17 protein-coding genes and 1 pseudogene are annotated in these 26,716 nt (G+C 66.0%); 8 read left to right on the top strand and 10 right to left on the bottom strand.

The window, feature by feature from the left end:
- Positions 1–225, bottom strand: coding sequence for an AbrB/MazE/SpoVT family DNA-binding domain-containing protein (locus AC5P6S_RS18915; RefSeq protein ID WP_005409505.1), 225 nt, complete (start codon positions 223–225; stop codon positions 1–3).
- A 192-nt stretch (positions 226–417) separates the two neighbouring features.
- On the opposite strand from AC5P6S_RS18915, the gene bamE reads away from it, so the two are divergent.
- Both bamE and acnA read left to right on the top strand, forming a co-directional pair.
- Positions 418–789, top strand: a complete 372-nt coding sequence (gene bamE, locus AC5P6S_RS18910; RefSeq protein ID WP_005409504.1) for an outer membrane protein assembly factor BamE domain-containing protein — start codon at positions 418–420, stop codon at positions 787–789.
- A 260-nt stretch (positions 790–1,049) separates the two neighbouring features.
- Positions 1,050–3,803, top strand: a complete 2,754-nt coding sequence (gene acnA, locus AC5P6S_RS18905) for an aconitate hydratase AcnA (RefSeq protein ID WP_088431980.1) — start codon at positions 1,050–1,052, stop codon at positions 3,801–3,803.
- 151 nt (positions 3,804–3,954) lie between these two features.
- Here acnA and AC5P6S_RS18900 read toward each other — a convergent pair whose 3' ends face one another.
- On the bottom strand, positions 3,955–5,505 hold the full coding sequence (locus AC5P6S_RS18900; RefSeq protein WP_111198189.1) for a BCCT family transporter: 1,551 nt from the start codon (positions 5,503–5,505) through the stop codon (positions 3,955–3,957).
- A gap of 170 nt (positions 5,506–5,675) precedes the next feature.
- On the opposite strand from AC5P6S_RS18900, the gene betI reads away from it, so the two are divergent.
- From betI to rpfF, 5 genes are all read left to right on the top strand, one after another.
- Positions 5,676–6,266, top strand: coding sequence for a transcriptional regulator BetI (gene betI, locus AC5P6S_RS18895; RefSeq protein ID WP_005409501.1), 591 nt, complete (start codon positions 5,676–5,678; stop codon positions 6,264–6,266).
- 38 nt (positions 6,267–6,304) lie between these two features.
- Positions 6,305–7,777, top strand: coding sequence for a betaine-aldehyde dehydrogenase (gene betB, locus AC5P6S_RS18890; protein ID WP_005409500.1), 1,473 nt, complete (start codon positions 6,305–6,307; stop codon positions 7,775–7,777).
- A gap of 101 nt (positions 7,778–7,878) precedes the next feature.
- Positions 7,879–9,561, top strand: coding sequence for a choline dehydrogenase (gene betA, locus AC5P6S_RS18885; protein ID WP_005409499.1), 1,683 nt, complete (start codon positions 7,879–7,881; stop codon positions 9,559–9,561).
- Positions 9,562–9,783: 222 nt separating this feature from the next.
- Positions 9,784–11,460 (top strand): long-chain fatty acid--CoA ligase, encoded by a 1,677-nt coding sequence (locus tag AC5P6S_RS18880; RefSeq protein ID WP_076739006.1) that lies wholly within the window; start codon positions 9,784–9,786, stop codon positions 11,458–11,460.
- A gap of 200 nt (positions 11,461–11,660) precedes the next feature.
- Positions 11,661–12,530: a diffusible signal factor synthase RpfF gene (rpfF, locus tag AC5P6S_RS18875; RefSeq protein ID WP_012480080.1), complete on the top strand. Its 870-nt coding sequence runs from the start codon at positions 11,661–11,663 to the stop codon at positions 12,528–12,530.
- 12 nt (positions 12,531–12,542) lie between these two features.
- Here the strand turns inward: rpfF and AC5P6S_RS18870 are convergent, their stop codons facing one another.
- The 8 genes and pseudogenes from AC5P6S_RS18870 to AC5P6S_RS18835 all read right to left on the bottom strand — a co-directional run bounded on the left by AC5P6S_RS18870 (position 12,543) and on the right by AC5P6S_RS18835 (position 25,251).
- Positions 12,543–15,266, bottom strand: a complete 2,724-nt coding sequence (locus tag AC5P6S_RS18870; protein ID WP_087803338.1) for a response regulator — start codon at positions 15,264–15,266, stop codon at positions 12,543–12,545.
- 1 nt (position 15,267) lies between these two features.
- Positions 15,268–16,407, bottom strand: coding sequence for a cyclic di-GMP phosphodiesterase response regulator RpfG (gene rpfG / locus AC5P6S_RS18865; RefSeq protein ID WP_005409495.1), 1,140 nt, complete (start codon positions 16,405–16,407; stop codon positions 15,268–15,270).
- A 205-nt stretch (positions 16,408–16,612) separates the two neighbouring features.
- A complete protein-coding gene (lysS, locus tag AC5P6S_RS18860; RefSeq protein ID WP_005413225.1) occupies positions 16,613–18,124 on the bottom strand; it encodes a lysine--tRNA ligase in 1,512 nt (503 codons plus the stop codon).
- A gap of 218 nt (positions 18,125–18,342) precedes the next feature.
- Entirely contained in the window at positions 18,343–19,983 is a 1,641-nt protein-coding gene (locus AC5P6S_RS18855) for an acetolactate synthase large subunit (protein ID WP_100443321.1), read from the bottom strand.
- Between the two features lie 63 nt (positions 19,984–20,046).
- A complete protein-coding gene (locus AC5P6S_RS18850) occupies positions 20,047–21,432 on the bottom strand; it encodes an NAD-dependent succinate-semialdehyde dehydrogenase (RefSeq protein WP_005413223.1) in 1,386 nt (461 codons plus the stop codon).
- Between the two features lie 698 nt (positions 21,433–22,130).
- Positions 22,131–22,913: a helix-turn-helix transcriptional regulator gene (locus tag AC5P6S_RS18845; RefSeq protein ID WP_005409491.1), complete on the bottom strand. Its 783-nt coding sequence runs from the start codon at positions 22,911–22,913 to the stop codon at positions 22,131–22,133.
- 154 nt (positions 22,914–23,067) lie between these two features.
- Positions 23,068–24,193 (bottom strand): peptide chain release factor 2 gene (prfB, locus tag AC5P6S_RS18840; protein ID WP_014037064.1). Its coding sequence is split into 2 segments (ribosomal slippage): positions 23,068–24,117 and positions 24,119–24,193, totalling 1,125 coding nucleotides; the frame shifts between segments, so codons are not numbered across the junction.
- A gap of 137 nt (positions 24,194–24,330) precedes the next feature.
- Positions 24,331–25,251 (bottom strand): annotated as a pseudogene (locus AC5P6S_RS18835) (LytTR family DNA-binding domain-containing protein).
- A 175-nt stretch (positions 25,252–25,426) separates the two neighbouring features.
- On the opposite strand from AC5P6S_RS18835, the gene AC5P6S_RS18830 reads away from it, so the two are divergent.
- Complete coding sequence (locus AC5P6S_RS18830; protein WP_414498520.1) at positions 25,427–26,626, top strand: acyltransferase family protein; 1,200 nt, start codon at positions 25,427–25,429, stop codon at positions 26,624–26,626.
- Positions 26,627–26,716 lie beyond the last annotated feature (90 nt).

Genomic DNA, 26,716 nt, shown 5'->3' with positions numbered 1-26,716 from the left:
TTACTCCTCGTCACGCACCGCGCGCACCGCCGCGTCGGACGATTCGAAGCCGTCCAGCGCGAACTTGCCGCGCGCCCGTGAAATGGCATCGTCAACACTCTTGCGCAGGATGATGCGGCTGCCGTCCAGCTCGACCTTCAGCAGCGTGCCCTTGGTCAGGCCGAGGGCATCACGCACCGCCTTGGGCAGGGTGATCTGTCCGCGTTCAGCAACGGTGGCTTCCATGGGGGGTACGCCTCAAAAAGTATGCATGAATTATACATACTCGCAGCATCTGGAACAAACCCGCCCAATCCGTGACCGCGATCCTGCGCTGGTCGCATCCGGGGGTTAGACTGGCTCCGCAGCGACCTGCTGCGGCCCCGGGCTGGACGCACCGCGTGCCGCCCGCACCTACCCGCCATAAAAGGATGTTCCATGCGCGCCTTGACCCTTGCCCTGATGCTGGCTGCCCCGCTGGCCCTTTCGACGACGGCAGCCCACGCCAATCCGTTCGGCGCCTACACCACCGGCGTCGAGATCACCCAACAGCAGATGGACACCCTGGAAGTCGGCAAGACCAGCCAGGACCAGGTCCGTGAGAAGTTCGGCGCACCCGGCCGCCGCGAACAGCTGGGCGACACCCAGGTCTGGTACTACGACTACGTGAAGATCAAGACCTTCGGCAAGAACATCCAGGAAGCGACCGTCCTGGAATTCAACAAGCAGGGTGTGCTGACGGCCAAGTCCAAGAGCAACGCTGTTGGCAAGACCGGCAATCCGCTGCTGGATGCCGCCAACGGCAAGTAAGTCCTGCTCGACACGCACTTCCGGACGGGACGCCCATGGGCGTCCCGTCTGCGTTCGGGCCAGCGGGCGACGACCGCACGCGCTGACACGAAGGCTACACACACCGCTGTAACCTTGCGTTCCAAGCCAGCCGGGTCATTGCCGGGCGCTGGATCGCCGATACTGGGCAGGATCCGGGGCCGGAATGCCACCGGCGACCGCAAGCAGGCCCCTGCACGCACGGGCCAGAGCAAGCCATCCGCAAGAAGGAGTTACCCCGCATGAGCGATTCGTTCTCCACCCGCAGCCAGCTGAACGTCGGCGGCAAGACCTACGACTACTTCAGCCTGCCCACGCTGGGCCAGCGCTTCGATATCTCCCACCTGCCCTACTCGATGAAGATCCTGCTGGAGAACCTGCTCCGGCACGAGGACGGCGGCATCACCGTCGGCAAGGACCACATCGAAGCCGTGGCCCGCTGGAATCCGGCGGCAGAACCGGACACCGAGATCGCCTTCATGCCGGCGCGCGTGGTCCTGCAGGACTTCACCGGCGTACCCTGCGTGGTCGACCTGGCCGCGATGCGCGATGCGGTGGTCAAGCTCGGCGGCTCGCCGGAGCAGATCAACCCGCAGATTCCTTCCGAGCTGGTCATCGACCACTCGGTGCAGGTCGATGTGTTCGGCAAGCCGGACGCACTGGACCTCAACGGCAAGATCGAATTCCAGCGCAACCAGGAACGCTACGGCTTCCTGCGCTGGGGCCAGAAGGCCTTCGACAACTTCAAGGTGGTGCCGCCGAACACCGGCATCGTCCACCAGGTGAACCTGGAAAACCTCGCCCGCGTGGTGATGACCGCGGAGAAGGATGGCAAAGCCGTGGCCTACCCCGATACCGTGTTCGGTACCGACAGCCACACCACGATGATCAACGGCATCGGCGTGCTGGGCTGGGGCGTTGGCGGCATCGAAGCGGAGGCCGCCATGCTCGGCCAGCCATCGTCGATGCTGATCCCGCAGGTGGTCGGCTTCAAGCTGACCGGCAAGCTGCCCGAGGGTGCCACCGCCACCGACCTGGTGCTGACCGTCACCCAGATGCTGCGCAAGCTGGGCGTGGTCGGCAAGTTCGTCGAGTTCTACGGTGACGGACTGCAGCACCTGCCGCTGGCCGACCGCGCCACCATCGGCAATATGGCCCCGGAATACGGCGCCACCTGTGGCATCTTCCCGATCGACGCCGAGTCGCTGAACTACCTGCGCCTGTCCGGCCGCAGCGAAGAGCAGATCAACCTGGTCGAGGCCTACGCCAAGGCGCAGGGCCTGTGGCACGAGCCAGGCAGCCCGCACGCCCAGTACAGCACCACGCTGGAACTGGACATGGGCACGGTGAAGCCGTCGCTGGCCGGCCCGAAGCGCCCGCAGGACCGCGTGCTGCTGGAAGACGTGCAGAAGAACTACCGTGAAGCCCTGGTCGGCATGACCGCCAACCGTGACAAGCGCAGCGACGACGTCTCCTCGTTCGTCAACGAAGGCGGCGGCGCCGCGGTCGGCAACGAGCAGCTGGCCAAGGGCTTCGCCGACATCGAGATCGAAGGCCGCAAGGTCCGCCTGAAGGACGGCGCGGTGGTCATCGCTGCCATCACTTCGTGCACCAATACCTCCAACCCGGCGGTGATGATCGGCGCCGGCCTGCTGGCCCGCAATGCGGCCGCCAAGGGCCTGAACCGCCAGCCGTGGGTGAAGACCTCGCTCGGGCCGGGCTCGCGGGTGGTCACCGATTACCTGGAAAAGGCCGGCGTACTGAAGGAGCTGGAAAAGATCGGCTTCTACGTGGTCGGCTACGGCTGCACCACCTGCATCGGCAACTCCGGCCCGCTGCCGACCGAAGTCAGCGCCGGCATCGCCACCGGCGACCTGGTGGTCACCTCGGTGCTGTCGGGCAATCGCAACTTCGAGGGCCGCGTGCACCCCGAAGTGAAGATGAACTACCTGGCCAGCCCGCCGCTGGTGGTGGCCTACGCCATCGCCGGCACCACCGACATCGACCTGACCACCCAGCCGCTGGGTACCGGCAGCGATGGCCAGCCAGTGTTCCTGCGCGACATCTGGCCGAGCAACAAGGAAATCGGCGACGTCATCGCCGCCACCATCGGGCCGGAGATGTTCAAGCAGAACTACGCCGACGTGTTCAAGGGTGATACCCGCTGGAACACCATCGCCTCGCCGGACGGCAACCTGTACGCGTGGAGCGATGCCTCCACCTACATCAAGAACCCGCCCTACTTCGATGGCATGACCATGCAGACCGGCAGCATCAACGACGTGCACGGCGCGCGCGTGATGGGCCTGTTCGGCGATTCGATCACCACCGACCACATCTCCCCGGCCGGCAACATCAAGAAGGACTCGCCGGCAGGCCGCTTCCTGCAGGAGCGCGGCGTGCAGCCGGCCGACTTCAACAGCTACGGCAGCCGCCGCGGCAACGATGACGTGATGGTCCGCGGCACCTTCGCCAACATCCGCATCAAGAACCTGATGTTCGGTGGCGAGGAAGGCGGCAACACCCTGTACTACCCGGCCGGTGGCGGCCAGCCGGAAAAGCTGGCGATCTACGATGCGGCCATGAAGTACAAGGCCGACAAGGTGCCGCTGGTGGTGCTGGCCGGCAAGGAATACGGTACCGGTTCGTCGCGTGACTGGGCTGCCAAGGGCACCCTGCTGCTGGGGGTGAAGGCAGTCATCGCCGAAAGCTTCGAGCGCATCCACCGCTCCAACCTGGTCGGCATGGGCGTGCTGCCGCTGCAGTTCCGCAACGGCGAGAACGCGCAGAGCCTGGGCCTGGACGGCTCGGAAGTGATCGACATCACCGGCCTGCAGGACGGTGCCAGCAAGCGCGCCACGGTCACCGCGACCAAGGCCGACGGCACGAAGAAGACCTTCGAGGTGTCGGTGATGCTGCTGACCCCGAAGGAAGTCGAGTACTTCCGTCATGGTGGCCTGCTGCAGTACGTGCTGCGCCAGTTGGCCAGCAAGTAACGTTCCGCTCTCGGTAGAGTCGACTGCTGGTCGACTACCCAACAAAAGGGCCGGATCCTCGCGGATCCGGCCCTTCCTGTTTCTCTGCAGCCAGGCATGGCCTGGCTCTACCGCATCTCCGGCGGCACCGGGATGGGCGCCAGATGCGCGGTCACCGGCGCGGCGCGTCCGGGTCGGCGCGCAGCGCCTTCAGCAGGCCCCACATGTAGAACGCCAGGGTGAACGAGAACGGCAGGCCGCACAGCACCACCGCCGTCTGCATTGCGCTGAAATTGCCGGCCAGCAGCAGCCCGACGCTGGCTACGGTGATGCCGACGGCCCAGAACACGCGCAGCCAGATCGGCGCGTCATGGCCATCTTCCACCCCATCGTCAACGCGACGGGTACACAGGTTGGCGATCATCAGCGTGCCCGAATCGACCGGGGTCAGGAACAGCACGAAGCCGATCACCACCGCGGCACCGGCCACGTACGGCGCGGCGGGCAGGTATTCCAGCAGCTTGAACAGCGTCATCGCCGCATCGTGCTGGGCCACGTCACCCAGGATCGCCTGGCCATGGTTGAGCACCAGGTCGATGGCGGTGTTGCCGAAGATCGACAGCCACGCCAGGGTGAAGCCGAGCGGGATCAGCAGCACGCCCATGATCACTTCGCGGATGGTGCGGCCCCGCGAGATGCGCGCCACGAAAAGGCCGACGAACGGCGCCCAGGCGATCCACCAGGCCCAGTAGAACAGCGTCCACGAGCCCATCCACTCACGACCCTTCCGGTCGTTGAGGTACATGTCGAAACTCTTGCGCACGAACGCACCGAGGTAATCGCCGGTGTTCTGGATCAGGCCATCGAACAGGTGCAGGGTCGGGCCGGTGACCAGCACGAACAGCAGCAGGCCGCACAGCAGGCGCACGTTGAGGTTGGACAACCAGGCAATGCCCTTCTCCACACCGGCGACCACGCCGATGGTGGCCACCACCATCATCACCAGCACGATCGCCACCAGCACCTGCGGCGTATCCGGGATGTGGAACAGGTAGACCAGGCCGGACTGCACCACCAGCGCGCCGATGCCGAGGTTGGTGACCATCGAGATCAGCGTGGCGAGGATGCCGAAGCCATCGACCATGTCGCCGATGCGGCCATGGATGCGCTCACCGAAGATCGGGTACAGCGCCGAGCGCAGCGCCAGCGGCAGGTCACGGCGGTAGGCGAAATAGCCCAGTGCCACGCCGACCAGCGCATACAGCGCCCAGCCGTGCAGGCCCCAGTGCAGGAAGGTCAGCACCATCGCCTCGCGGCCGGCGGCCACGGTGCCGCCGGGTTGCCCGGGCGGATGCAGGAAGTGGTCCAGCGGCTCGTAGGCGCCGTAGTACAGCAGCGCGATGCCGATGCCGGCCGAGAACAGCATCGAGACCCAGGCGACGTAGCCGAAGGCCGGCGATTCCTCGTTGTGACCCAGGCGGATGCGGCCATACGGCGAGAACGCCAGCCACAGCACGAAGCCCAGGCACAGCACGATCAGCAGCATGTACCACCAGCCGAACGCGGCCGACACCTCGGCCTGCGCCCATTGCAGCCAGTGCTCGCTGCCTTCGGGATAGAGAACGGTGAGCAGCCCGAGGATGCCGATCGACACCGAGGAGCTGAAGAAGACAAAACGGTTCAAGCGCAGGGGCGAACGCTTGGGATGAGCCAGGGAAGACATGGGGTCGTCTCATCAAGTCCGAGGGAGCACATGGGCGGGGCCGGACCGGTAAACCGGGCCCATGGCGTGGGGCGCGAGCGCATCCTAGGGTTTATTGATTGAACGTTCAATCAATAAAAAGCATAATGGCGGGCAGCCCGATCCTTCGGGTCGCAATCCGTGGAGAGACAATGCCGAAGAAAGGCGTGGAACCGGTACGACGCGAGCAGCTGATCCGGGCCACTTTCCAGACCATCGACGAGATCGGCATGGCCGATGCGACCGTCGCCACCATCGCGAAGAAGGCAGGGCTGTCCAGCGGCATCGTCGCCCACTACTTCGGCGACAAGGACGGCCTGCTCAATGCCGCAATGCGGCAGATCCTGCGCGAGCTGAAGGACGCGGTCGCCCGCTACCGCGCCGACGCCAGCGACGACCCGCGCGAGCAGCTGCGCGCCATCGTCGACGGCAACTTCGACGACAGCCAGATCAACGGCACCGCGATGCGCGTCTGGCTCACCTTCTGGGCCGCGAGCATGCACCAGCCGGAACTGGCCCGGCTGCAGCGCGCCAACGACCAGCGCCTGTTCTCCAACCTGTGCCACCAGTTCAACCGCCTGCTGCCCCACCCGCAGGCCCGCCTGGCCGCTCGCGGGCTGGCCGCGATGATCGATGGCCTGTGGCTGCGCGGCAGCCTGGTCGGCGGCCAGTTCAACGCCGAGAAGTCCCGGCGCATCGCTTACGGCTACATCGACTTCCAGTTGCAGGCTGTCGCGCTATAAGCGCTCCAGCACCCGCCCCCTTCCAAGGAGTACGCCCCATGACCACCCTGCCCGTCCAACAGCTCTACATCCACGGCCAGCGCGTCGATGCCACCAGCGGCAAGACCTTCAAGACCGTCAACCCGGCCACCGGTGAGGTGATCGCCGAAGTGCAGGTTGCCAGCCAGGCCGACGTCGAGCGTGCCGTGCAGAGCGCGTCCGAAGGCCAGAAGGTGTGGGCCGCGATGACCGCGATGGAACGCTCGCGCATCCTGCGCCGCGCCGTCGAGATCCTGCGTGAGCGCAACGACGAGCTGGCCCACCTGGAAACCCTGGACACCGGCAAGGCGCTGGCCGAAACCACCACCGTGGACATCGTCACCGGCGCCGACGTGGTCGAGTACTACGCCGGCCTGGCCACCGCCATCGAAGGCATCCAGCTGCCGCTGCGCGAATCGAGCTTCTTCTACACCCGCCGCGAGCCGCTGGGCGTGGTCGCCGGCATCGGCGCCTGGAACTACCCGATCCAGATCGCCATGTGGAAGTCGGCCCCGGCCCTGGCCGCCGGCAACGCGATGGTGTTCAAGCCTTCGGAAGTGACCCCGCTGACCGCGATCCGGCTGGCCGAGATCTACACCGAAGCCGGCGTGCCGGCTGGCGTGTTCAACGTCGTGCAGGGCCCGGGCCGCGAGATCGGCCAGTGGCTGACCGAGCACCCGGTGATCGAGAAGATTTCCTTCACCGGTGGCGTCGCCACCGGCAAGAAGGTCATGGCCAGCGCCGCGTCCTCCTCGCTGAAGGAAGTGACCATGGAGCTGGGCGGCAAGTCGCCGCTGGTGATCTGCGATGACGCCGACCTGGACCGCGCCGCCGACATCGCGGTGATGGCCAACTTCTTCAGCTCCGGCCAGGTCTGCACCAACGGCACCCGCGTATTCGTGCCGCGCAGCATGCTCGCCGCGTTCGAGGCCGCCGTTGTCGAGCGCGTCAAGCGCATCCGCATCGGCGACCCGATGGCCGCCGAAACCAACTTCGGCCCGCTGACCAGCTTCCCGCACATGGAAAACGTGCTGCGCTACATCGAAAGCGGCAAGGCCGAAGGCGCCCGCCTGCTGACCGGCGGTGGCCGTGCCACCGAAGGCGCGCTGGCCAATGGCGCCTACGTTCTGCCGACCGTGTTCTCCGACTGCCGCGATGACATGACCATCGTCAAGGAAGAGATCTTCGGGCCGGTCATGAGCATCCTCGCCTACGACGACGAAGACGAAGTGGTGCGTCGCGCCAACGACACCACCTTCGGTCTGGCCGCCGGCGTGGTCAGCAAGGACATCAGCCGCGCCCACCGCATCATCCACCGCCTGGAAGCCGGCATCTGCTGGATCAATACGTGGGGCGAGTCGCCGGCCGAAATGCCGGTCGGTGGCTACAAGGAATCCGGCGTCGGCCGCGAGAACGGCATCTCCACCCTCGGCCACTACACCCGCATCAAGTCGGTGCAGGTGGAACTGGGCGACTACGCCAGCGTGTTCTGACCGGCGCGCCCCGAGCGCGCACCCTCGTCCGGCCACCGCGCCGATCCGACATTCCGCCGGGACGCCTGCATGCAGCGCGCCCCGGCCTGCAGGAGACACCCATGAGCACCCACAACGAGTACGACTACATCATCATCGGCGCTGGTTCGGCCGGCAACGTGCTGGCGACCCGCCTCACCGAAGATGCCGATGTCAGCGTGCTGCTGCTGGAAGCCGGTGGCCCGGACTACCGGCTCGACTTCCGTACCCAGATGCCGGCGGCACTGGCCTTCCCGCTGCAGGGCAAGCGCTACAACTGGGCGTACAAGACCGATCCCGAGCCCTTCATGAACAACCGCCGCATGGACTGCGGCCGCGGCAAGGGGCTGGGCGGCTCGTCGCTGATCAACGGCATGTGCTACATCCGCGGCAACGCGATGGATTACGACAACTGGGCCAGCATGCCGGGCCTGGAAGACTGGACCTACCTGGACTGCCTGCCGTACTTCCGCAAGGCGGAAACCCGCGACATCGGCCCCAATGACTACCACGGTGGCGACGGCCCGCTGCGCGTGACCACGCCGAAGGCCGGTAACAACGAGCTGTTCGCTGCGATGGTCGAAGCCGGCGTGCAGGCCGGCTACCCGCGCACCGACGACCTCAACGGCTACCAGCAGGAAGGCTTCGGCCCGATGGACCGCACGGTGACCCCGAAGGGCCGTCGCTCCAGCACCGCCCGTGGTTACCTGGACCTGGCCAAGCCGCGCCCGAACCTGACCATCGTCACCCACGCGCTTACCGACCGCATCCTGTTCTCGGGCAAGCGTGCGGTGGGCGTGCAGTGGCTGCACAACGACCAGCCGCAGCGTGCCACCGCGCGCCGCGAAGTACTGCTGTGTGGCGGCGCCATCGCCTCGCCGCAGATCCTGCAGCGTTCGGGCGTCGGCCCGGCCGACCTGCTGCGCAGCCTGGACATCGACCTGGTGCACCACCTGCCGGGCGTCGGCGCCAACCTGCAGGACCACCTGGAGATGTACCTGCAGTACGAGTGCAAGAAGCCGGTCTCGCTGGCACCGGCACTGAAGCTGTACAACCAGCCGGCCATCGGCGCCGAGTGGCTGTTCCTGGGCACCGGCATCGGCGCCAGCAACCAGTTCGAGGCCGGCGGCTTCATCCGCAGCGACGCCGAATTCGACTGGCCGAACCTGCAGTACCACTTCCTGCCGGTAGCGATCAATTACAACGGCTCCAACCCGATCAAGGCGCACAGCTTCCAGATGCACGTCGGTTCGATGCGCTCGCCCAGCCGCGGCCGCATCCACGTGCGTTCGAAGGATCCGCGCGAACATCCGAGCATCCTCTTCAACTACATGTCGCATGAGCAGGACTGGCGCGAGTTCCGCGCGGCGATCCGCATCACCCGCGAGATCTTCGCGCAGCCGGCGCTGGCACCGTACAGCGGCCGCGAGATTTCCCCGGGCAGCGCGCTGCAGACCGATGCGCAGATCGATGCGTTCGTCCGCGAACATGCCGAGACCGCCTACCACCCGTCGTGCTCGAACAAGATGGGCCACGCCGATGACCCGATGGCGGTGGTCGACGGCCAGGGCCGCGTGCACGGGCTGGAAGGCCTGCGCATCGTCGATGCCTCGATCATGCCGCAGGTGGTGACCGGCAACCTCAACGCGCCGACCATCATGATGGCCGAGAAGCTGGCCGACGTGATCCGCGGCCGCACCCCGCTGGCCCGCAGCACCGCGCCGTACTACAAGGCCAACGGTGCACCGGTGCGCAAGCAGGACTGACGCAAGCGCCCCGCTTGGCGACACGGTCGTGCCGGCCGCTGGCCGGCATCCACCGGAATCCCGATCGAGCGCAGATGCCGGCCAGCGGCCGGCACGACCAAGCAAAGAGGCCCTTCGGGGCCTCTTCGCGTTTTCCCTACGGCGGGGTATGCTGCAATGAACGGCCATTGTCGCTACGCTCAGGGCCGGAACCTAATACATCACGATTCCTGGAGGGGGAATATGAGTCTGGATCGTCCCTGGCTGCAGAGCTATCCGAAAGGCGTTCCCGCCGAAATCGACATCAACGAGTTCCATTCGGTAGCTTCGGTCTTCGACGCTTCCGTCGCGAAATTCCGCGACCGTCCGGCCTACTCCAGCTTCGGCAAAGTGCTCACCTACGGTGAGACCGATGCGCTGGTCACCCAGTTCGCCGCCTACCTGCTGGGTGAGCTCAAGCTCAAGAAGGGTGACCGCGTCGCCCTGATGATGCCCAACTGCCTGCAGTACCCGGTGGCCACCTTCGGCGTGTTGCGCGCCGGACTGACCGTGGTCAACGTCAACCCGCTGTACACCGCGCGCGAACTCAAGCACCAGCTGGTCGACGCGGGCGTCAGTGCGCTGGTGGTGGTCGACAACTTCGGCGACACCGTCGAACAGGTCATCGCCGATACGCCGGTCAAGCACGTGGTCACCACCGGCCTGGGCGACCTGCTCGGCGCCAAGGGCGCGATCGTCAACTTCGTGCTGAAGTACGTCAAGAAGATGGTGCCCAACTACCACATCAAGGGCGCCGTCCGCTTCAGGCAGGCGCTCAAGCTGGGCAGCCGCCACGCGCTTCCGAAGGTCGAGATCGACCACGACGACATCGCTTTCCTGCAGTACACCGGCGGTACCACCGGCGTGGCCAAGGGCGCGATGCTGACCAACCGCAACCTGATTGCCAACATGCAGCAGGCGTCGGCGTGGCTGTCCACCTCGGGCATCGAGCCGGGCAAGGAAGTGATCATCACTGCCTTGCCGCTGTACCACATCTTCGCGTTGACCGCGAACGGCCTGGTCTTCATGAAGTTCGGTGGCTGCAACCACCTGATCACCAACCCGCGCGACATGAAGGGTTTCGTCAAGGAGCTCAAGGGCACCCGCTTCACCGCCATCACCGGCGTCAACACGCTGTTCAACGGCCTGCTCAACACGCCCGGCTTCGACGAGATCGACTTTTCTTCGGTCAAGTTCACCCTCGGCGGCGGCATGGCGGTACAACGTGCCGTGGCCGAACGCTGGAAGAAGGTTACCGGGGTGACCCTGGTCGAAGCCTATGGCCTGACCGAGACCTCGCCGGCGGCCTGCATCAACCCGCTCACCCTGCCCGAGTACAACGGCGCCATCGGGCTGCCGATCCCGTCCACCGATGCGTGCATCAAGGACGACAACGGCAACATCCTGGCGCTGGGCGAAGTGGGCGAGCTGTGCATCAAGGGCCCGCAGGTGATGAAGGGCTACTGGCAGCGCCCGGAGGAAACCGCCACCGCCATCGACGCCGACGGCTGGCTGCACACCGGCGACATGGCGAAGATGGACGAACAGGGCTTCTTCTACATCGTCGACCGCAAGAAGGACATGATCCTGGTGTCCGGCTTCAACGTGTACCCGAACGAGGTCGAGGACGTCATCGCGATGATGCCCGGCGTGTTGGAAGTGGCTGCGGTCGGTGTCCCGGACGAGAAGTCCGGCGAGGTCGTGAAGGTCGTGATCGTGAAGAAGGACCCGAACCTGACCGCGGAAATGGTCAAGGAACATGCCCGGGCCAACCTGACCGGTTACAAGCACCCCAGAATCGTAGAATTCCGAAAGGAGCTGCCGAAGACCAACGTCGGCAAGATTCTCCGTCGCGAGCTGCGTGATACGCCCGCCCAGTAAGGGTTTCCGGGCAACACGACAGTACAGGGGACCCCGCCGGAGACGGCGGGGTCTTTTTATTGCCGGAACATGGCCGGCCCGGCGCTTGCGGGCGGTTCACGACGGGTGCATAGAATCAGTCGCCGCCGCATGTTCAGCTCGCCCCCTCACTCCTCTCCGTCCGCTCTGCGGTTGGCCGGACGGTCACACGGAGAACTCCCATGTCTGCAGTACGCCCCATCATTACCCGTCCCTCGCAGCACCCTACCCTGCGTATCACCGAAGAACCCGAGCGGGATGTTTACTGGATCCATATGCACGCCAATCTGGTCAACCAGCCAGGCCGGCCGTGCTTCGCCTCGCGCCTGGTCGATGACATCGTCGACTACCAGCGCGAACTGGGCGATCGCCTCAGCGCCTCGCACGCTCTGTCACCCCATGTCGTACTTGCCTCGGACAGCGACGTGTTCAACCTGGGTGGCGATCTCGAACTGTTCTGCCGCCTGATCCGCGAGGGCGACCGCGCCCGCCTGCTCGACTATGCCCAGCGCTGCGTGCGCGGCGTGCATGCCTTCCATGCCGGCCTGGGCACCCGTGCCCACAGCATCGCCCTGGTCCAGGGCAATGCACTGGGGGGCGGCTTCGAGGCCGCACTGAGCTGCCACACCATCGTCGCCGAGGAAGGCGTGTTGATGGGCCTGCCGGAGGTGCTGTTCGACCTGTTCCCCGGCATGGGCGCCTACTCCTTCCTGTGCCAGCGGATCAGTCCGCGGCTGGCGGAGAAGATCATGCTGGAAGGCAACCTCTACACCGCCAGCCAGCTGAAGGAAATGGGCCTGGTCGACATCGTGGTGCCGGTGGGCGAAGGTGTTGCCGCAGTCGAACAGGTGATCAAGGAAAGCCGACGCATCCCACACGCCTGGGCGGCGATGCGTGAGGTCAACGAGATCGCCACCATGGTGCCGCTGCATGAAATGATGCGGATCACCGAGATCTGGGTAGACACTGCGATGCAGCTCGGCGAGAAGTCCCTGCGCACCATGGATCGGCTCGTACGGGCGCAGGCCCGGCGCAATGGCGACCCGGCCTGATCGTCTGGCGGGTCAGGACGGGCTGCGCTCGCTGTCGTCGCGGTGCGGTGCCCCCGCACTACGGGCAGCCAACGCATTCCTGCCGTTGCGCAGAGCGGTCGCCAGGTTGCCGAGGCGGGAGCTCCATTCACCCTTCAGCTGCCAGTCCGCCATGCGCATGATTTCGCCACTGGAGGCGGCAACCTGGACAAGCCCCAGGTTGCTTGCCACGCCGCGCAGCGCGTGGGCGTGCTCGCGGAAATCCTCCCAGGCCTGGCGCTCGCCGCAGCCCTGCAGCTGGCCCATGCTCGCGTCAACGTCCGCCAGGCACTGGTCGATGAACTTGCGTTCGAAGCCATCGCCCATGCCCAGCGACGCCAGCTCGTCCAGGACCGCGGTATCGAGCACGCCATCGCCGACCGGCAATGCAGGCACCGACTGGATGCCGGGCTCGGCGCGGGTGTTGGCGGCGACATCGGCCAGCACTTCCAGCAGGCGGGTGGCCACCACGGGCTTGGCAAGGAAGGCGCGGGCGCCGGCCTGCTCACAACGCAGGATGGACTCGGGGGTGACGTCTGCGCTCAGCACCATGACCGGAACGTAAGGCATGCCGCTGGCCTGCATCACCCGCAACTGCTTGAGCAGATCCAGTCCGCTCATGCCGGGCATGTGCAGGTCGACGATCGCTGCGTCGTAACTGGCCTGCTCCAGCGCATCGAGCACTTCGGCGCCGCCGTTGACGCAGGTGACCTTGTGGCCGGCCTTCTCCAGCAGCCGCTGCAGCACCATGCGGTTGGCCTCGTGGTCGTCGGCGACCAGAACCCGCAGGCTCCGCACCCGTGCACGATGGCGCAGGAAGGGGTTGGAAAACGCGATGACATTGCCGGCTTCAGCCACCTCGGACGGAACCGCCGGGGCTGATGAGGTGTCTGCGACGTCCAGCGTGATCTCGACCCAGAACACGCTGCCGCGCGGGCTGTTCGGCGCATAGCCGACCTGCCCGCCCATCGACTCGACCAGGCCCTTGGCAATGGCGGTGCCCAGACCGGTGCCTTCATGGCGACGGGCCAGGCCGACATCGCCCTGCTCGAACGCATTGAACAGGCGTCCGCGCAACGCCACCGGCACGCCGATGCCGGTATCGACGATCTCGAACCGCAGGCGCATCCGCTCGCTGCCCAGCGCATCGGGGCTGGACACGCGCAGATGCACGTAGCCACTGTCGGTGAACTTGACCGCGTTGCCCATCAGGTTCAGCAGGATCTGCTGCAGATGCCCGGCATCCCCGAGCAGGCGCGGCGGCACGTTGTCGTCCACCTGCACGCGATAATCCAGCGATTTGGAGCGGGTCTGCGGGGTCAGGATCAGGTTGATCGCCTGCAGCACGTCGGCCAGCGCGAACTCGTGCCACTCCACGCGCACCTTGCCGGCTTCGATCGCGGAGATGTCCAGCACCTCTTCCACCAGCGCCAGCAGACTGCGGGTCGAGGCCTGGATGGTGTTCAGGCACTCGCGCTGTTCGTCGTCCAGGCGGGTGGTGGCCAGCACTTCGGTCATGCCGGCCAGCCCGTTCAACGGCGTGCGGAACTCATGGCTCATGTTGGCCAGGAAGCGGCTCTTGGCTTCGTTGGCCTGGCGCGCCTCGGCCACCGCCCGGGTCAAGGCATGCAGCAGCGAATCGAAGTACAGCGGAATCGCGCCCAGGCCCAGCAGCAGGCCCCAGCCCAGATAATCGTGGCCGCGCCAGTACGGCGACAGCATCACCGTGCACAGGAAGGCCAGGCAGCCCATGGCCGTGGCCACGCGCAGGTAGGTGCTGCCGTAGCGCATGCCGTTGCCGATCGTCACCCACAGCATCACCGCATACAGCGGTGCGGCCGGCTCGCCCTGGATGGTCATGATCCAGGCCATGCAGGTGTAATCGGTCAGCATGCCGATCACGCGGCGCACATGCGACACGCCCGGATTGACCAGGATCGCGGTCAGCAGGCCGGCGGAAATGGTCAGCTCGAAGGCGAGGATCAGCCACGTCGCCGTCAGCGCCTCACCGCCGCCGCTCAGCGAGCGCCAGCCGAGATAGCTGATGAACAGTGCCGTGATGATGATGCGGATCAGGTTCTGCGCGTGCTCGCTGTCCTCGCGCCCGGACAGGCGCTGCTTGAAGCGGGCCAACAGCGAGCGCTTGTCGGATCCAGCGGCGGGAATCGTATCCATGGTCGGATGTCGCATCCTTCGGCGCAGCAGGGAGGAGCAGCACAACGGTACTGCCAGCAACCCCAACCACAGGGAAATGGCCAGCCCCAGGTTGGCCTGCCAATAGGGAGTCAACAGCACGGTAGTGCCGAAACTGACCATCGCCAGCACGATGGCAGCGGTCAGGTAACGCGGCCCGAAACGCAGGCCGTTGCCCACCGTGACCCACATCACCACCGCATACACCCACGCCAGCGGCTCACCCATCTGGATCATGCCGATCGCAATCAGGCCGTAATCGGCCAGCATCCCGGCCACCCGCCGCGGGTCCGAGCGCTGCGGCTTCCACAGCAGCCAGCCGAACAACAGCAGCGACAGGCCCAGCCCGGTCACCGCCGTTGCCAGCGCGCCCTGGTACTGATCCAGCCGGTGCAGGCGGGCGCCGGACAACAGAACATAGACCAGGATCAGCGAGATCAGCACCACCCGCACGATCGCCTGGCCATGTTCCGAATCCGGACGCTGCGCCAGCCGACGCCTCACGCGCGCGAACAGGTCCTGCATGTCACCCACCCGGTCGCGTCGATGCCGTCGAGTGCTGGGCGCAGATATCCATCAACTGCTGGTGGCCGCGCATCAGCGCATCCACGCAGCGCGGATCGAACAGTCGCCCACGCTGGGCGTACAGATAAGCCAGAGTGGCTTCCATGGTCCATGCTTCCTTGTACGGACGGGGCGAGATCAGCGCATCGAAGACGTCGGCGACAGCAACGATCCGCGCTTCCAGCGGAATCGCTTCGCCGACCAGGCCGTCGGGATAGCCGCTGCCGTCATAGCGCTCGTGATGGCGCAGCGCGATGAGCGCGCCCACCTGGATGAAACGGTTCTGGCTGCCACTCAGCAGCTCGTGGCCGATGCGTGGGTGCCGGCGCATGATCGCCAGCTCCTCGTCATTGAGCTTGCCCTGCTTGAGCAGCACCGCGTCGGGAATGGCGATCTTGCCCATGTCATGCAGCGGCGCCGCCATCTCGATCAGGCGCACGTCGTCTTCGGGCAGGCCAAGCTGCTCGGCGATCAGCCCCGCAACGCGCGCCATGCGTTCGAGATAGGCACTGGTGCCGGCATCACGGAACTCGATCGCCCGGGCCAATCGCGACAGGGTCTCGCGTTCGCGTTCCTCGACCTCGTGCATGCTGGCCAGCAGGCGCTGCTCCAGCGACAACGCACGTTGCTTCACGTTCTCGGTCTGCTGGCGCAGTTGCAGCAGGTTGTAGCAGCGCGCGCGCAGTTCGCGCGGGCGGATCGGCTTGACCAGGAAGTCGATGACCCCCGCTTCCAGCGCCGCCTGGCGGATCGGCTCGTCGCCGACCACGGTGATCAGGATCACCGGGATATCGCGGTGCTTGGGCAGGCGACGGAATCGACGGGCGAACTCCAGCCCATCCATCTCCGGCATGCGGTAATCGAGCAGCAGCAGGTCGACCGGGTGCGCCTCGCACCAGGCCAATGCGGTCAGCGGATCACCGAAGTCATACACGCTCAGTTCCGGCGCGATGTCTTCGATGACGTGACGCAGCATCGTCCGCGCGGACGTCTGGTCGTCAACAATGACGATGTTCAACGCGTACTCCGCCTGGTTTCTCGACCATGCTGGATCATCAGCAGGCGAGGATACCCTGCTGCTGCGAACGCTCGCACCCTGCATCGGCCCGACTCCCGTGTCATGCGTCCCGGTTCATGATCGTCATCACATTGTGAAGCGGACTCTCCACAATGCGCACTCCCCCTGGCGCCGATCAAGCCATAACAGACGTCAAGGTAGTGCATTAACGATACGCCGAGCGCGGGAGGCGTCAATCGCGCCGTCTCATTTCGCGACGGCGCGCACAAACGGGAGTCAAAAAGACGACTTACTGCTCCGGACGCATGTACGGGAACAGCAGCACGTCACGGATCGAGCTGCTGCCGGTCAGCAGCATCACCAGGCGATCAACGCCGATGCCGAGCCCGCCGGTCGGGGCCATGCCGTACTCCAGCGCACGGATGTAGTCGGCGTCGTAATGCATCGCCTCGTCGTCGCCGCCTTCCTTCGCGGCCACCTGGGCCTGGAAACGCTGGGCCTGGTCTTCCGGGTCGTTCAGTTCGGAGAAGCCGTTGGCCAGCTCCTTGCCGTTGACGAACAGCTCGAAGCGATCCGTGTAGCCCGGGTCGTTGTCATTGGCACGGGCCAGCGGCGAGACCTCGACCGGATGGTCGGTGATGAAGGTCGGCTGGATCAGGGTGTGCTCGACCGTGGCCTCGAAGATCTCCAGCAACAGCTTGCCCCAGCCGTAGGACGGCTTGACGCGGATCTTCAAGCGCTCGCAATGGCGCAGCAGCGCATCGCGGTCAGTGCAATCAGCGGCCGAGATTTCCGGGTTGTGGTGGCGCACTGCCTCATCCATGCGCCAGCGGCGGAACGCCGGGCCCAGGTCGATCTTCGCGCCGTCCCATTCCACTTCGGTGCCACCGTTCACGGCCTTGGCCACATCACGGATCACACCCTCGGTCAGGTCCATGATTTCGTTGTACGTGGCATAGGCCTCGTACAGTTCCATCATGGTGAATTCCGGATTGTGGCGGGTGCTGACGCCTTCATTGCGGAAGTTGCGGTTGATCTCGTACACACGCTCCAGGCCACCCACGGTCAGGCGCTTGAGGTACAGCTCCGGCGCCACGCGCAGGTACAGGTCCAGGTCCAGCGCGTTGTGATGGGTGGTGAACGGCTTGGCCGCCGCGCCGCCGGGGATGTAATGCATCATCGGCGTCTCGACTTCCAGGAAGTCGCGGTTGTCCAGCCACGCGCGCATGGCGCGGATGATCTTCGAGCGCTTGATGAACACTGCGCGCGATTCCGGGGTCACGATCAGATCGACGTAACGCTGGCGGTAGCGCTGCTCGACGTCGGCCAGGCCGTGCCACTTGTCCGGCAGCGGGCGCAGCGACTTGGTCAGCAGGCGGATCGACTCGGCCTTGACCGACAGTTCGCCGGTCTTGGTACGGGTCAGGCCGCCTTCGACGGCGATGATGTCGCCCACGTCCCAGCCCTTGAAGGCCGTGTAGGCATCGCCCAGCACCGCGCCCTGCAGGAACAGCTGGATGCGGCCGGACTCGTCCTGGATCTGCGCGAAGCTGGCCTTGCCCATGATGCGCTTGGCCATCAGGCGGCCGGCCATCTTCACCTGGCGGCCGTTGCCTTCCAGCGCCTCGGCGGTCCAGGTCTCGGCATCGGCGAATTCTTCCTGCAGGCGGCCGGCGAAGTCCTCGCGACGGAAGTCGTTCGGGTACGCGATGCCCTGCCCACGCAGCGTCTTGAGTTTCTCGCGGCGCTCGGCGATCAACTTGTTTTCGTCAACGGGGGGGGTATCGGTAGCTTCGCTCATGGATCTGCGGGAATCGTGTAGTGAGGGGGGATGTTGCACCCGGCACAGCCGGTTGCCCAGCATACCAAAACCGCCCTGCCCCGGCCTTGGGCCGGGCCCGCCCAGATGGCCGCCAACCTTGGTTGGCGGTCCGTGTGTCGACCAAGGTCGACACCTACCGGATTCCGGGGAACCGATGCCCCGGTAGTCGCCAACCTTGGTTGGCGCTCGTCCCGGCGTCAACCGGTCCCGGGGAACGCCTGCCGCAGCTCGTCCACCAGCACCCGCTGGTTCTCCGAATAGTCCACCGGCACCGACACCAGGTGCACCCCGCCCTCGTTGAAGGCCGCCTCCAGCGTCGGGATGAACTGCTCGATGGCGGGCACCTCGTGGCCCTTGCAGCCGTAGGCTTCCGCGTACTTCACGAAATCCGGGTTGCTGAAGGTCATGCCGTAGTCGGTGAAGCCATCTACCGCCTGCTTCCAGCGGATCATGCCGTAGGCGCCGTCGTTGAGGATCAGCACCACCAGGTTCAGGCCCAGCCGACGCGCGGTCTCCAGCTCCTGGCTGTTCATCATGAACCCGCCATCGCCGCACACCGCCAGCACCCGCCGCTGCGGGTACAGGATCGAAGCCATGATCGCCGACGGCAGGCCCGCGCCCATGGTCGCCAACGCATTGTCCAGCAGCAGCGTATTGGCCACCTGGGTGCGGTAATTGCGCGCGAACCAGATCTTGTACATGCCGTTGTCCAGCGCCACGATGCCGTCCGGCGGCATCACCTGGCGCACGTCGTGCACCAGCCGCTGAGGCGTGAATCCAGCCTCCTCGGCTCGGTCAGCCAGGTGTTCCAGAATGGTCGCGCGCAGCGGCAGCAGCGCGTCAGCGTTCGGCACCGCGCCTTCGATACGATCGGCCAACTGGGTCAGCGAACGACCGATGTCACCGATCACTTCCACCTGCGGGAAGTACACCTGCTCCACGGCCGCCTGCGAGTAGCCGATATGGATCACGGTCGGCCCACCCGGGCGCATCACGAACGGCGGCTTCTCGGTGACCTCGTGGCCGATGGTCACGATCACGTCCGCCTGGTCGATCGCCATGTGCACGTAATCGCGCTCGGTCAGCGCCGCGGTGCCCATGTACAGGCCCGAACCACCGGCCACCGCGCCCTTGCCCATCTGCGTGGTGAAGAACGGAATGCCGGCGCGCAACACGAACGCCGACAGCGCTTCGCTGGACTGCGGCCGCGACGCCGCCGAGGCGATCATCAGCAGGGGGCGCTTGGCGTTGCGGATGATCTCCGCCGCCCGATCCAGCGCCTCCGGACTGGCAATGGGACGATCCACCGCGTGCGGCGGGATCAGCGCCACGCCCTCGACCTCATCGGCCGCGATATCTTCGGGCAGCTCCAGCAGCACCGGGCCCGGACGCTCTTCCTGGGCGACACGGAACGCCTCGCGCACGATGGTCGGGATGGTGCGCGCCGAGACGATCTGCCGCGCCAGCTTGGTCAGCGGCTTCATCGTGCTGACGATGTCGACGATCTGGAAGCGCGCCTGCTTGCTGGCGACGATGCCCTTCTGCCCGGTGATCATGATGACCGGCCATGCGCCAAGCAGCGCATACGCGGCGCCGGTGGTGAAATTCAGCGCGCCGGGGCCGAGCGTGGCCAGGCACACGCCCGGCTTGCCGGTCAGGCGGCCATAGGTGGCCGCCATGAACACCGCCGCCTGCTCATGGCGGGTGATGACCAGCTCGATGCTGGAATGGCGCAGCGACTCGACCACGTCGAGATTTTCTTCGCCGGGAATGCCGAAAATGCGCTCGACGCCTTCGTTCTCAAGTGCGGCGACAAGCAGATCTGAACCCTTGGACATTGGAATGCCGTCCTTTTCGCTGGACTGATGGTGGATCGTTGCAGGGAGGATGGAAGCTGCGCGTCAACGCTTGTCGAACCACACCGTCTGCGCGTTGACGAATTCGCGGATGCCGAAGTGCGAGAGCTCACGGCCGAAGCCGCTCTTCTTCACGCCGCCGATCGGCACGCGCGGATCGGACGCGGAGAAGCCGTTGACGAATACACCGCCGGTCTGCAGCCGGCGCGCCAGCTGCATGGCACGGGCGCGGTCGCCACTCCACAGGTTGCCGCTGAGGCCGAACTCGCTCTGGTTGGCCAGTTCCACCGCATGGTCGGCGTCGCGGGCGCGGCTGATCGAGGCCACCGGCCCGAACGTTTCGGTGTCGAAGGCCTGCATGCCCGGCTCAACCCCGGCCAGCACGGTGGGTGCATAGAACGCACCCGGACGATCCAGCTGGTGACCGCCGACCAGCAGCTGCGCACCGGCGTCGACCGAAGCACGTACCTGCGCGTCGAGCTGCTCCAGCAGATCCTGGCGCGCCATCGGGCCGATGCGGTTCGCCGGGTCGCGGCCGTCGCCAATGGTCAGTGCCTGCACCTTCTGGCAGAACTGCGCCACGAAACGATCGTAGACCGCGTCTTCGACGATGATGCGCTTGCCGGCGATGCAGACCTGCCCGGTGTTCTGGAAGCGCGAGGCCACCGCCGCATCGACGGCCGCATCAAGATCGGCATCGGCCAGGACGATGAACGGATCGGAACCGCCCAGTTCCAGCACCACCTTCTTCAGCGCCTGCCCGGCCTGGGCAGCAATGCTGCGACCGGCGGCCACACTGCCGGTCAGGGTCACCGCGGCGATGCGGTCATCGGCGATCGCGCGGCTGGTGCCCTCGCGGCTGATGTTGGCCGCGATGAAGGTGCCCTCCGGCAAGCCGGCATCGCGCCAGGCGGCGTCGAGCAGCTGCGCGGTACCGACGATGTTCTCGGCCGGCTTCAGCAGGAAGCCGTTGCCGCCCATCAGGATCGGCACCGCCGCGCGCATCACCTGCCAGTACGGGAAGTTCCACGGCATGATGCCCAGCACCACGCCCAGCGGCAGGTAGGACACGTAAGCCTTGTCGTCGGGCACCTGGGTCGGTTCGTCGCGCAGGAACTGCGCACCGTTGTCGGCGTACCAGTCGCACAGCACAGCACACTTCTCGATTTCGGCCAGCGCTTCTGCCTGGACCTTGCCCATTTCGGCGGTAGCCAGCGCGGCCAGCTTTTCACGGTCACGGCGTAGCACCGCGGCCATCGCACGCAGTACGTCTGCGCGCTGTTCGAGGCTCTTGACGCTCCAGGCCGCAAAGCCGACCTGGCCGCGGTCCAGGATTGTTTCCAGCTCGGCGTCGGTGGCGAAGGGATGGCTGGCGATCTGCTGGCCGGTGGCCGGATCGCGGGAAATGGCGGTGGTGGGGGCAGCGGACATGCAGGGCTCCTGTTGTCTCGACAACGGGCGGTGGCCCGTCTCCTGCACAGGAATGTGGACCCGAATGGCGGAGGCAACAAGGCGTCTGCTTATCCTGTGACCTGCACTTACCTGCCTGAATGGGGTTATCGGCAGGGCTGCGCCCTGCACCCGCAGAGGCTTCAAGCCAAGGCAACGGCAGAAGCTGGCATTCCGTGGGTTGGCGGGGTGGGTCCGGTTGCGGGGGACGCTGCAAGTACATCCATGTAAGCTCGGTCGCCGCATCCATGCGGCTCACGCCCCCTCAACCGGACCCACCCCGCCTTCGACAGAGTTCTGCGATCTGTCGGGACGGCGCTGTGCGTTGCTGTTGGTGGGTGTCGACCTTGGTCGACACAGTAGATCCACGCCATGCGTGGATGACTCATTCGATATCTGAGAGAAAAATCGTGTCGACCAAGGTCGACACCTACCAACAGCCGCGCGGAACAAAGCCGCAGTTGCCAACAACCGCGCGAAATCTGTCTGAGGTGGGGTGGTGTGGGTTGGCAGGACCGTTGGCGCCATGGATGGCGCCATCGAGCCCCCATGGACGGGTTTACGGCGTGTCCTGTCAACCCACACCACCCCGCCATCCCTCGGATAGTCCGCTGTTGCTGTTGCCGTTGCTGTCGCTTCGGCCTCTGCGGGTGCAGGGCGCAGCCCTGCCGAACACCCCCCTACTTCCGCGGCAGGTAGGTCACCAGGGAAAGGTCATGCCGGCTCTCCGGCACCAGCGCCACGTACTGCAGGTCCAGCAACCCGCGCGTGGGATGGTTCAACTTCTTCGCACCTTCATCGAACCGACGCACATCGTGCTCCGGCCACCACTGGCGGAACTCCTCGCTGTGCGCCGAGATGTCCTCGACCAGCGCCAGGAACGGAGCCTTGTCCGGCGCCTGCGCCATCGCCGCGCGGAAGCCTGCCAGCAGGCCGCGGGTCATTTCTTCCCAGTTGAGGATCAGCGTGCGGTACGGCGGGTACAGGAACATCAGCCGCAGCGTATTGCGCTCGTGCGGCGCCAGCTGGCTGTAGTCCACGAACAGATCGGCGATGGCCGGGTTCCAGGCCAGGATGTCGAAGCGGGTGTTGCGCACGTACGCCGGGATCGGCTGCATCGCCTCCACCAGCTGGCGCAGGCCGTCGGTCACACTCTCGTCCGGTGATTCCAGCGGCACGCCGTAGCCGGACAGCGCGAACGCGTAGGCGCGTTCGTCGTCGCTCATGCGCAGCACCTGCGCCAGGCGCTCCAGCACCTCGGGCGAGGCGCGCACTTCACGGCCCTGCTCGATCCAGGTGTACCAGCTGACGCTCACCCCGATCGCCAGCGCGACTTCCTCGCGCTTCAGGCCTGGGGTGCGCCGCCGCCCGGCCGGCAGGCCGAGCGTGGCGGGGTCGACACGGGCGCGGCAGGCCTTGAGAAAGCCGCCGAGTTCCTTGCGTTCACTTTCGCTGCGCATCATCGCTACCGCCGTACCCGTTGTAGCGTCGAGCCATGCTCGACGCATCTGCTACTGCGCCAACAGCAGCCGAGCATGGGCTCGGCTCTACCGGAAGCGTGATCAGCCACCCTCGGCGTTGCGCACGAGGGTGACGACATCCGCGCAGGCGCGCCGATCAGGCATCGACGCGCTTGGAGCCCACGGCCAGGCCGGCCTTCAGGCTGGCCTCGACGAACTCGTCCAGGTCGCCGTCCAGCACCTTCTGCGTATCCGAACGCTCGATGCCGGTGCGCAGGTCCTTGATACGGCTCTGGTCGAGCACGTAATTGCGGATCTGGCTGCCCCAGCCGATGTCGGACTTGGTCGCTTCCACGGCGTCCTTTTCGGCGTTGCGCTTCTGGATCTCCAGCTCGTACAGCTTGGCGGCCAGCATCTTCATCGCGTTGTCGCGGTTCTGGTGCTGGCTGCGGCCGGTCTGGCAGGCCACGACGATGTTGGTCGGGATGTGGGTGATGCGCACCGCCGACTCGGTCTTGTTGACGTGCTGGCCACCGGCACCCGACGAACGGTACACGTCGGTACGCAGGTCGGCCGGATTGATGGTGATGTCGATGTTGTCATCGATTTCCGGCGACACGAACACCGAGGTGAAGCTGGTGTGGCGGCGGTTGTCCGAGTCGAACGGCGACTTGCGCACCAGGCGGTGCACGCCGGTCTCGGTCTTCAGCCAGCCATAGGCGTAGTCGCCTTCCACGCGCAGCGTGGCCGACTTGATGCCGGCGACGTCACCACCGGAGACTTCCATCAGCTCGGTCTTCCAGCCGCGCGATTCACACCAGCGCAGGTACATGCGCAGCAGGATCTCGGCCCAGTCCTGGGCTTCGGTGCCACCGGCACCGGCCTGGATGTCGACGAACGCAGCGGCATTGTCCATCTCGCCGGAGAACATGCGCTGGAACTCCAGCTTTTCCACGTGCGCCTGGTGCTTGTCCAGGTCGGCGACCACCGCCAGTGCGGTGTCCTCGTCCTGCTCGGACTCGGCCAGCTCGAGCAGTTCGGTGGCGTCGTTCAGGCCATCCAGCACCGAGGCGATGCCGCCCACGGTCTTTTCCAGGCTGGAACGTTCGCGGCCCAGGTTCTGGGCGTACTCAGCGTTGTTCCAGACGTCGGGGCTTTCCAGCTCCCGCGTTACTTCTTCAAGACGCTCTTTCTTGGCGTCGTAGTCAAAGATACCCCCGAAGCGACAGCACGCGATCGGTCAGATCGGTGATGCGCTGGCGGACAGGATTCAGTTCGATCATGTCGGCGGTTATGCATTCAAAAGATGACTGCCAATGATACCGCAGGCCGGGGGCGCCCGGAATGAGGGACCAGGCCTGCCGCTGGGAGCCAACCACTGGTAGACCCGCCGAGTCGACTGTAGTCGACTGCTTTTCATTCAGGTTGCGGTGGAGCCCGCGCTGCGCGCGATAGTCGACCAACAGTCGACTCTACCCGCGCCCGCGCCGCCCAGCGCCTGCCGCAGGACCGGCAGCTGGCGCCGGCTGCAGGGCACTTTGGCTCCATCGGCCATGTGCAGCAGGGCCTCGCCTCCGTCCAGCGGCTCGATCGAGCGCAACTGGCCGCGATTGATCAGCCAGCTGCGATGCGGGCGCAGGAACTCGCCCGGGTCCAGCCGCTGCTCCAGCACCGCCATAGTGATCCGCAGCGGGTAGTCGTGGCCGCGCACCCGCAGGTTCACGTAGTTGCCCGCCGACTGCGCGTACTCCACATCTGCGGTGGCGACCAGGAATTCCTTGCCCAGCTTGCGCACCAGGAAGTGCTGGGGGCGCTCGACCGGCTCCACCGGCGGGCCGACGTCGGGCTCGGCCAGCAGGCTCGCTTCGCCCTGCCTGCGCCTGCCGAACCAGCTGGCAAAGTGCTCAAGGGCCACGAACATCGCGAACGTGCGCACATCCTTCAGGTATTCGTAGGCAAAGCGCTCCAGCCAGCCGGCATCGTCCTGGTAGCGGTAGCCCAGCGACGCGTAGGCCAGATGCCGCAGCAGCATCATCCCCACCACGTGCAGCAGCGACCAGCCGACGCTGGCCAGCAGATACAGTGGCAACCGCCGCCTCCAGGTATCAGCATGCAGCGGCCAGCGCTCGCAGCCCTACCACAGCAACGGCAGGGTCAACAGGATCAGACCGAGGCTGCTGAACTCCCAGATCATCGGCTCCCACAGCCCGAGATCGGCGCCGCGGCGACTGGCGTCCATCACTTCCACCAGCGCATTGGTCACTGCCGAGGCCGACAGGATCGCCGCCCATACCAGCAGGCGGGTTGAAGTACGCCAGCGCGATGGTCGGCCCTGGGTCATTGCTGCATCCATGTCGTTGCGGTGCTCCAGCCTGCCTCAAGGGACCAAGGGTAGCGGCTCCATTGGTCCCACCACCCCCGCCATTGGTCACTGCGTCGGTTCCAGCGGCCCCTTGCCGGTCGCCGCACGGACCGGACGGCGTCACCTTGGCTCGACTCTCCGGCACACCACCACCATGACCCGACGCTACGACATCGACGCCCTGCGCGTGTTCGCCTTCGCCCTGCTGATCCTCTACCACACCGCCATGGCCTACGTGGACGACTGGGGCTTTCACCTCAAGAGCGTGCATACCGCCGAATGGCTGCAGTGGCCGATGCTGTTCGTCAACCGCTGGCGGATGTCGCTGCTGTTCCTGATCTCGGGTATCGCCATCGCGCTGATGCGGCCGGAAGGCAGGTTGCTGCGCTTCGCCGGCCTGCGCACCTGGCGGCTGCTGCTGCCGCTGCTGTTCGGCATGTTCGTGATCGTGCCGATCCAGCCCTACTGCGAAGGCGTAGCCAACGGCCACGTGGCACCCGGCTTCGGCCACTTCCTGCTGCGCTATTGGCAGGTGCGGCCATGGCCGGAAGGGAGTTTCGCCGGTTGGCAGTACGGCATCACCTGGAACCATCTGTGGTACCTGGCGTATCTCTGGAACTACACGCTGGCCCTGGCCCTGTTGATGCCGTTGCTGGGAACGGCGGTGGTGCGCCGCGCGGTGGCGTTCTGCGCAGCATCGCCGATGCTGCTGATCGGCCTTCCGTCCGCCCTGCTGCTGGCCTGGGTGATCTGGCTGGAGCCGATCTACCCGTCCACCAATGCCCTGCTCAGCGACTGGTACCAGCACGCGAAGTACGCAACGGTATTCCTGGCCGGCTACCTGCTGGGCCGTGAGCCGGTGTTCTGGCAGCGCGTGGTCGCCCTGCGCCGCACCACGCTGTGGCTGGCGCTTGCTGCCGTTGGCTGGTATCTGGGGTTGCGCATCCTCGGCCAGGTGCTGCCCGCCGACTCCCCGCTGCGGCAATGGCCCGAACCGTTCTGGGACCTGCAGGGCCGGGCCAGCCAGTCGCTTTACGTCTGGACCGCGCTGCTGAGCATCCTCGGCTGGGGAAAGGTCTTCCTCGACCGCCCGTTCCGCTGGCTGCCGTACTGCACCGAGGCGATCTATCCCTGGTACATGCTGCACCAGAGCCTGATCATCGTGCTGTTGTTCTGGTTCAGACCGCTGCAGCTGGGCCCATGGCTGGAACCGGCACTGCTGCTGGGCGGCACCGTCGGCGGCTGCCTGCTGATCCACGAGCTGCTGATCCGTCGCTGCCGCTGGCTGCGGCCCCTGTTCGGCCTGCGTGCCGATCCGCCAGCGGCGTCAAAGGCGCGCACCGTGGCGTTGTAGAGCCGCGCCGAGGCTCGGCTGCCTGTGCCGTGAGCCGGGCATGGCCCCGGCTCTACATCAAAGCAGTCAAGCAAGCTCGACGCTACGCGG

This window comes from Stenotrophomonas sp. YJH_SMC_119, from assembly GCF_059368315.1.
The sequence above is the reverse complement of the archived record's forward strand: the minus strand, read 5'-3'. Positions and strand labels throughout refer to the sequence as shown.

Excerpts from the sequence above, each read along its gene's own strand:
- betB (WP_005409500.1), top strand. The coding sequence starts at position 6,305 with ATGACCACCCTGCCCGTCCAACAGCTCTACATCCACGGCCAGCGCGTC.
- AC5P6S_RS18855 (WP_100443321.1), bottom strand. The coding sequence starts at position 19,983 with ATGTCCAAGGGTTCAGATCTGCTTGTCGCCGCACTTGAGAACGAAGGC.
- AC5P6S_RS18870 (WP_087803338.1), bottom strand. The coding sequence starts at position 15,266 with ATGCAGGACCTGTTCGCGCGCGTGAGGCGTCGGCTGGCGCAGCGTCCG.
- lysS (WP_005413225.1), bottom strand. The coding sequence starts at position 18,124 with ATGAGCGAAGCTACCGATACCCCCCCCGTTGACGAAAACAAGTTGATC.
- AC5P6S_RS18845 (WP_005409491.1), bottom strand. The coding sequence starts at position 22,913 with ATGATGCGCAGCGAAAGTGAACGCAAGGAACTCGGCGGCTTTCTCAAG.
- AC5P6S_RS18880 (WP_076739006.1), top strand. The coding sequence starts at position 9,784 with ATGAGTCTGGATCGTCCCTGGCTGCAGAGCTATCCGAAAGGCGTTCCC.
- acnA (WP_088431980.1), top strand. The coding sequence starts at position 1,050 with ATGAGCGATTCGTTCTCCACCCGCAGCCAGCTGAACGTCGGCGGCAAG.
- AC5P6S_RS18850 (WP_005413223.1), bottom strand. The coding sequence starts at position 21,432 with ATGTCCGCTGCCCCCACCACCGCCATTTCCCGCGATCCGGCCACCGGC.
- AC5P6S_RS18900 (WP_111198189.1), bottom strand. The coding sequence starts at position 5,505 with ATGTCTTCCCTGGCTCATCCCAAGCGTTCGCCCCTGCGCTTGAACCGT.
- bamE (WP_005409504.1), top strand. The coding sequence starts at position 418 with ATGCGCGCCTTGACCCTTGCCCTGATGCTGGCTGCCCCGCTGGCCCTT.
- AC5P6S_RS18830 (WP_414498520.1), top strand. The coding sequence starts at position 25,427 with ATGACCCGACGCTACGACATCGACGCCCTGCGCGTGTTCGCCTTCGCC.
- rpfG (WP_005409495.1), bottom strand. The coding sequence starts at position 16,407 with ATGCAGGGTGCGAGCGTTCGCAGCAGCAGGGTATCCTCGCCTGCTGAT.
- rpfF (WP_012480080.1), top strand. The coding sequence starts at position 11,661 with ATGTCTGCAGTACGCCCCATCATTACCCGTCCCTCGCAGCACCCTACC.
- betA (WP_005409499.1), top strand. The coding sequence starts at position 7,879 with ATGAGCACCCACAACGAGTACGACTACATCATCATCGGCGCTGGTTCG.
- betI (WP_005409501.1), top strand. The coding sequence starts at position 5,676 with ATGCCGAAGAAAGGCGTGGAACCGGTACGACGCGAGCAGCTGATCCGG.
- AC5P6S_RS18915 (WP_005409505.1), bottom strand. The coding sequence starts at position 225 with ATGGAAGCCACCGTTGCTGAACGCGGACAGATCACCCTGCCCAAGGCG.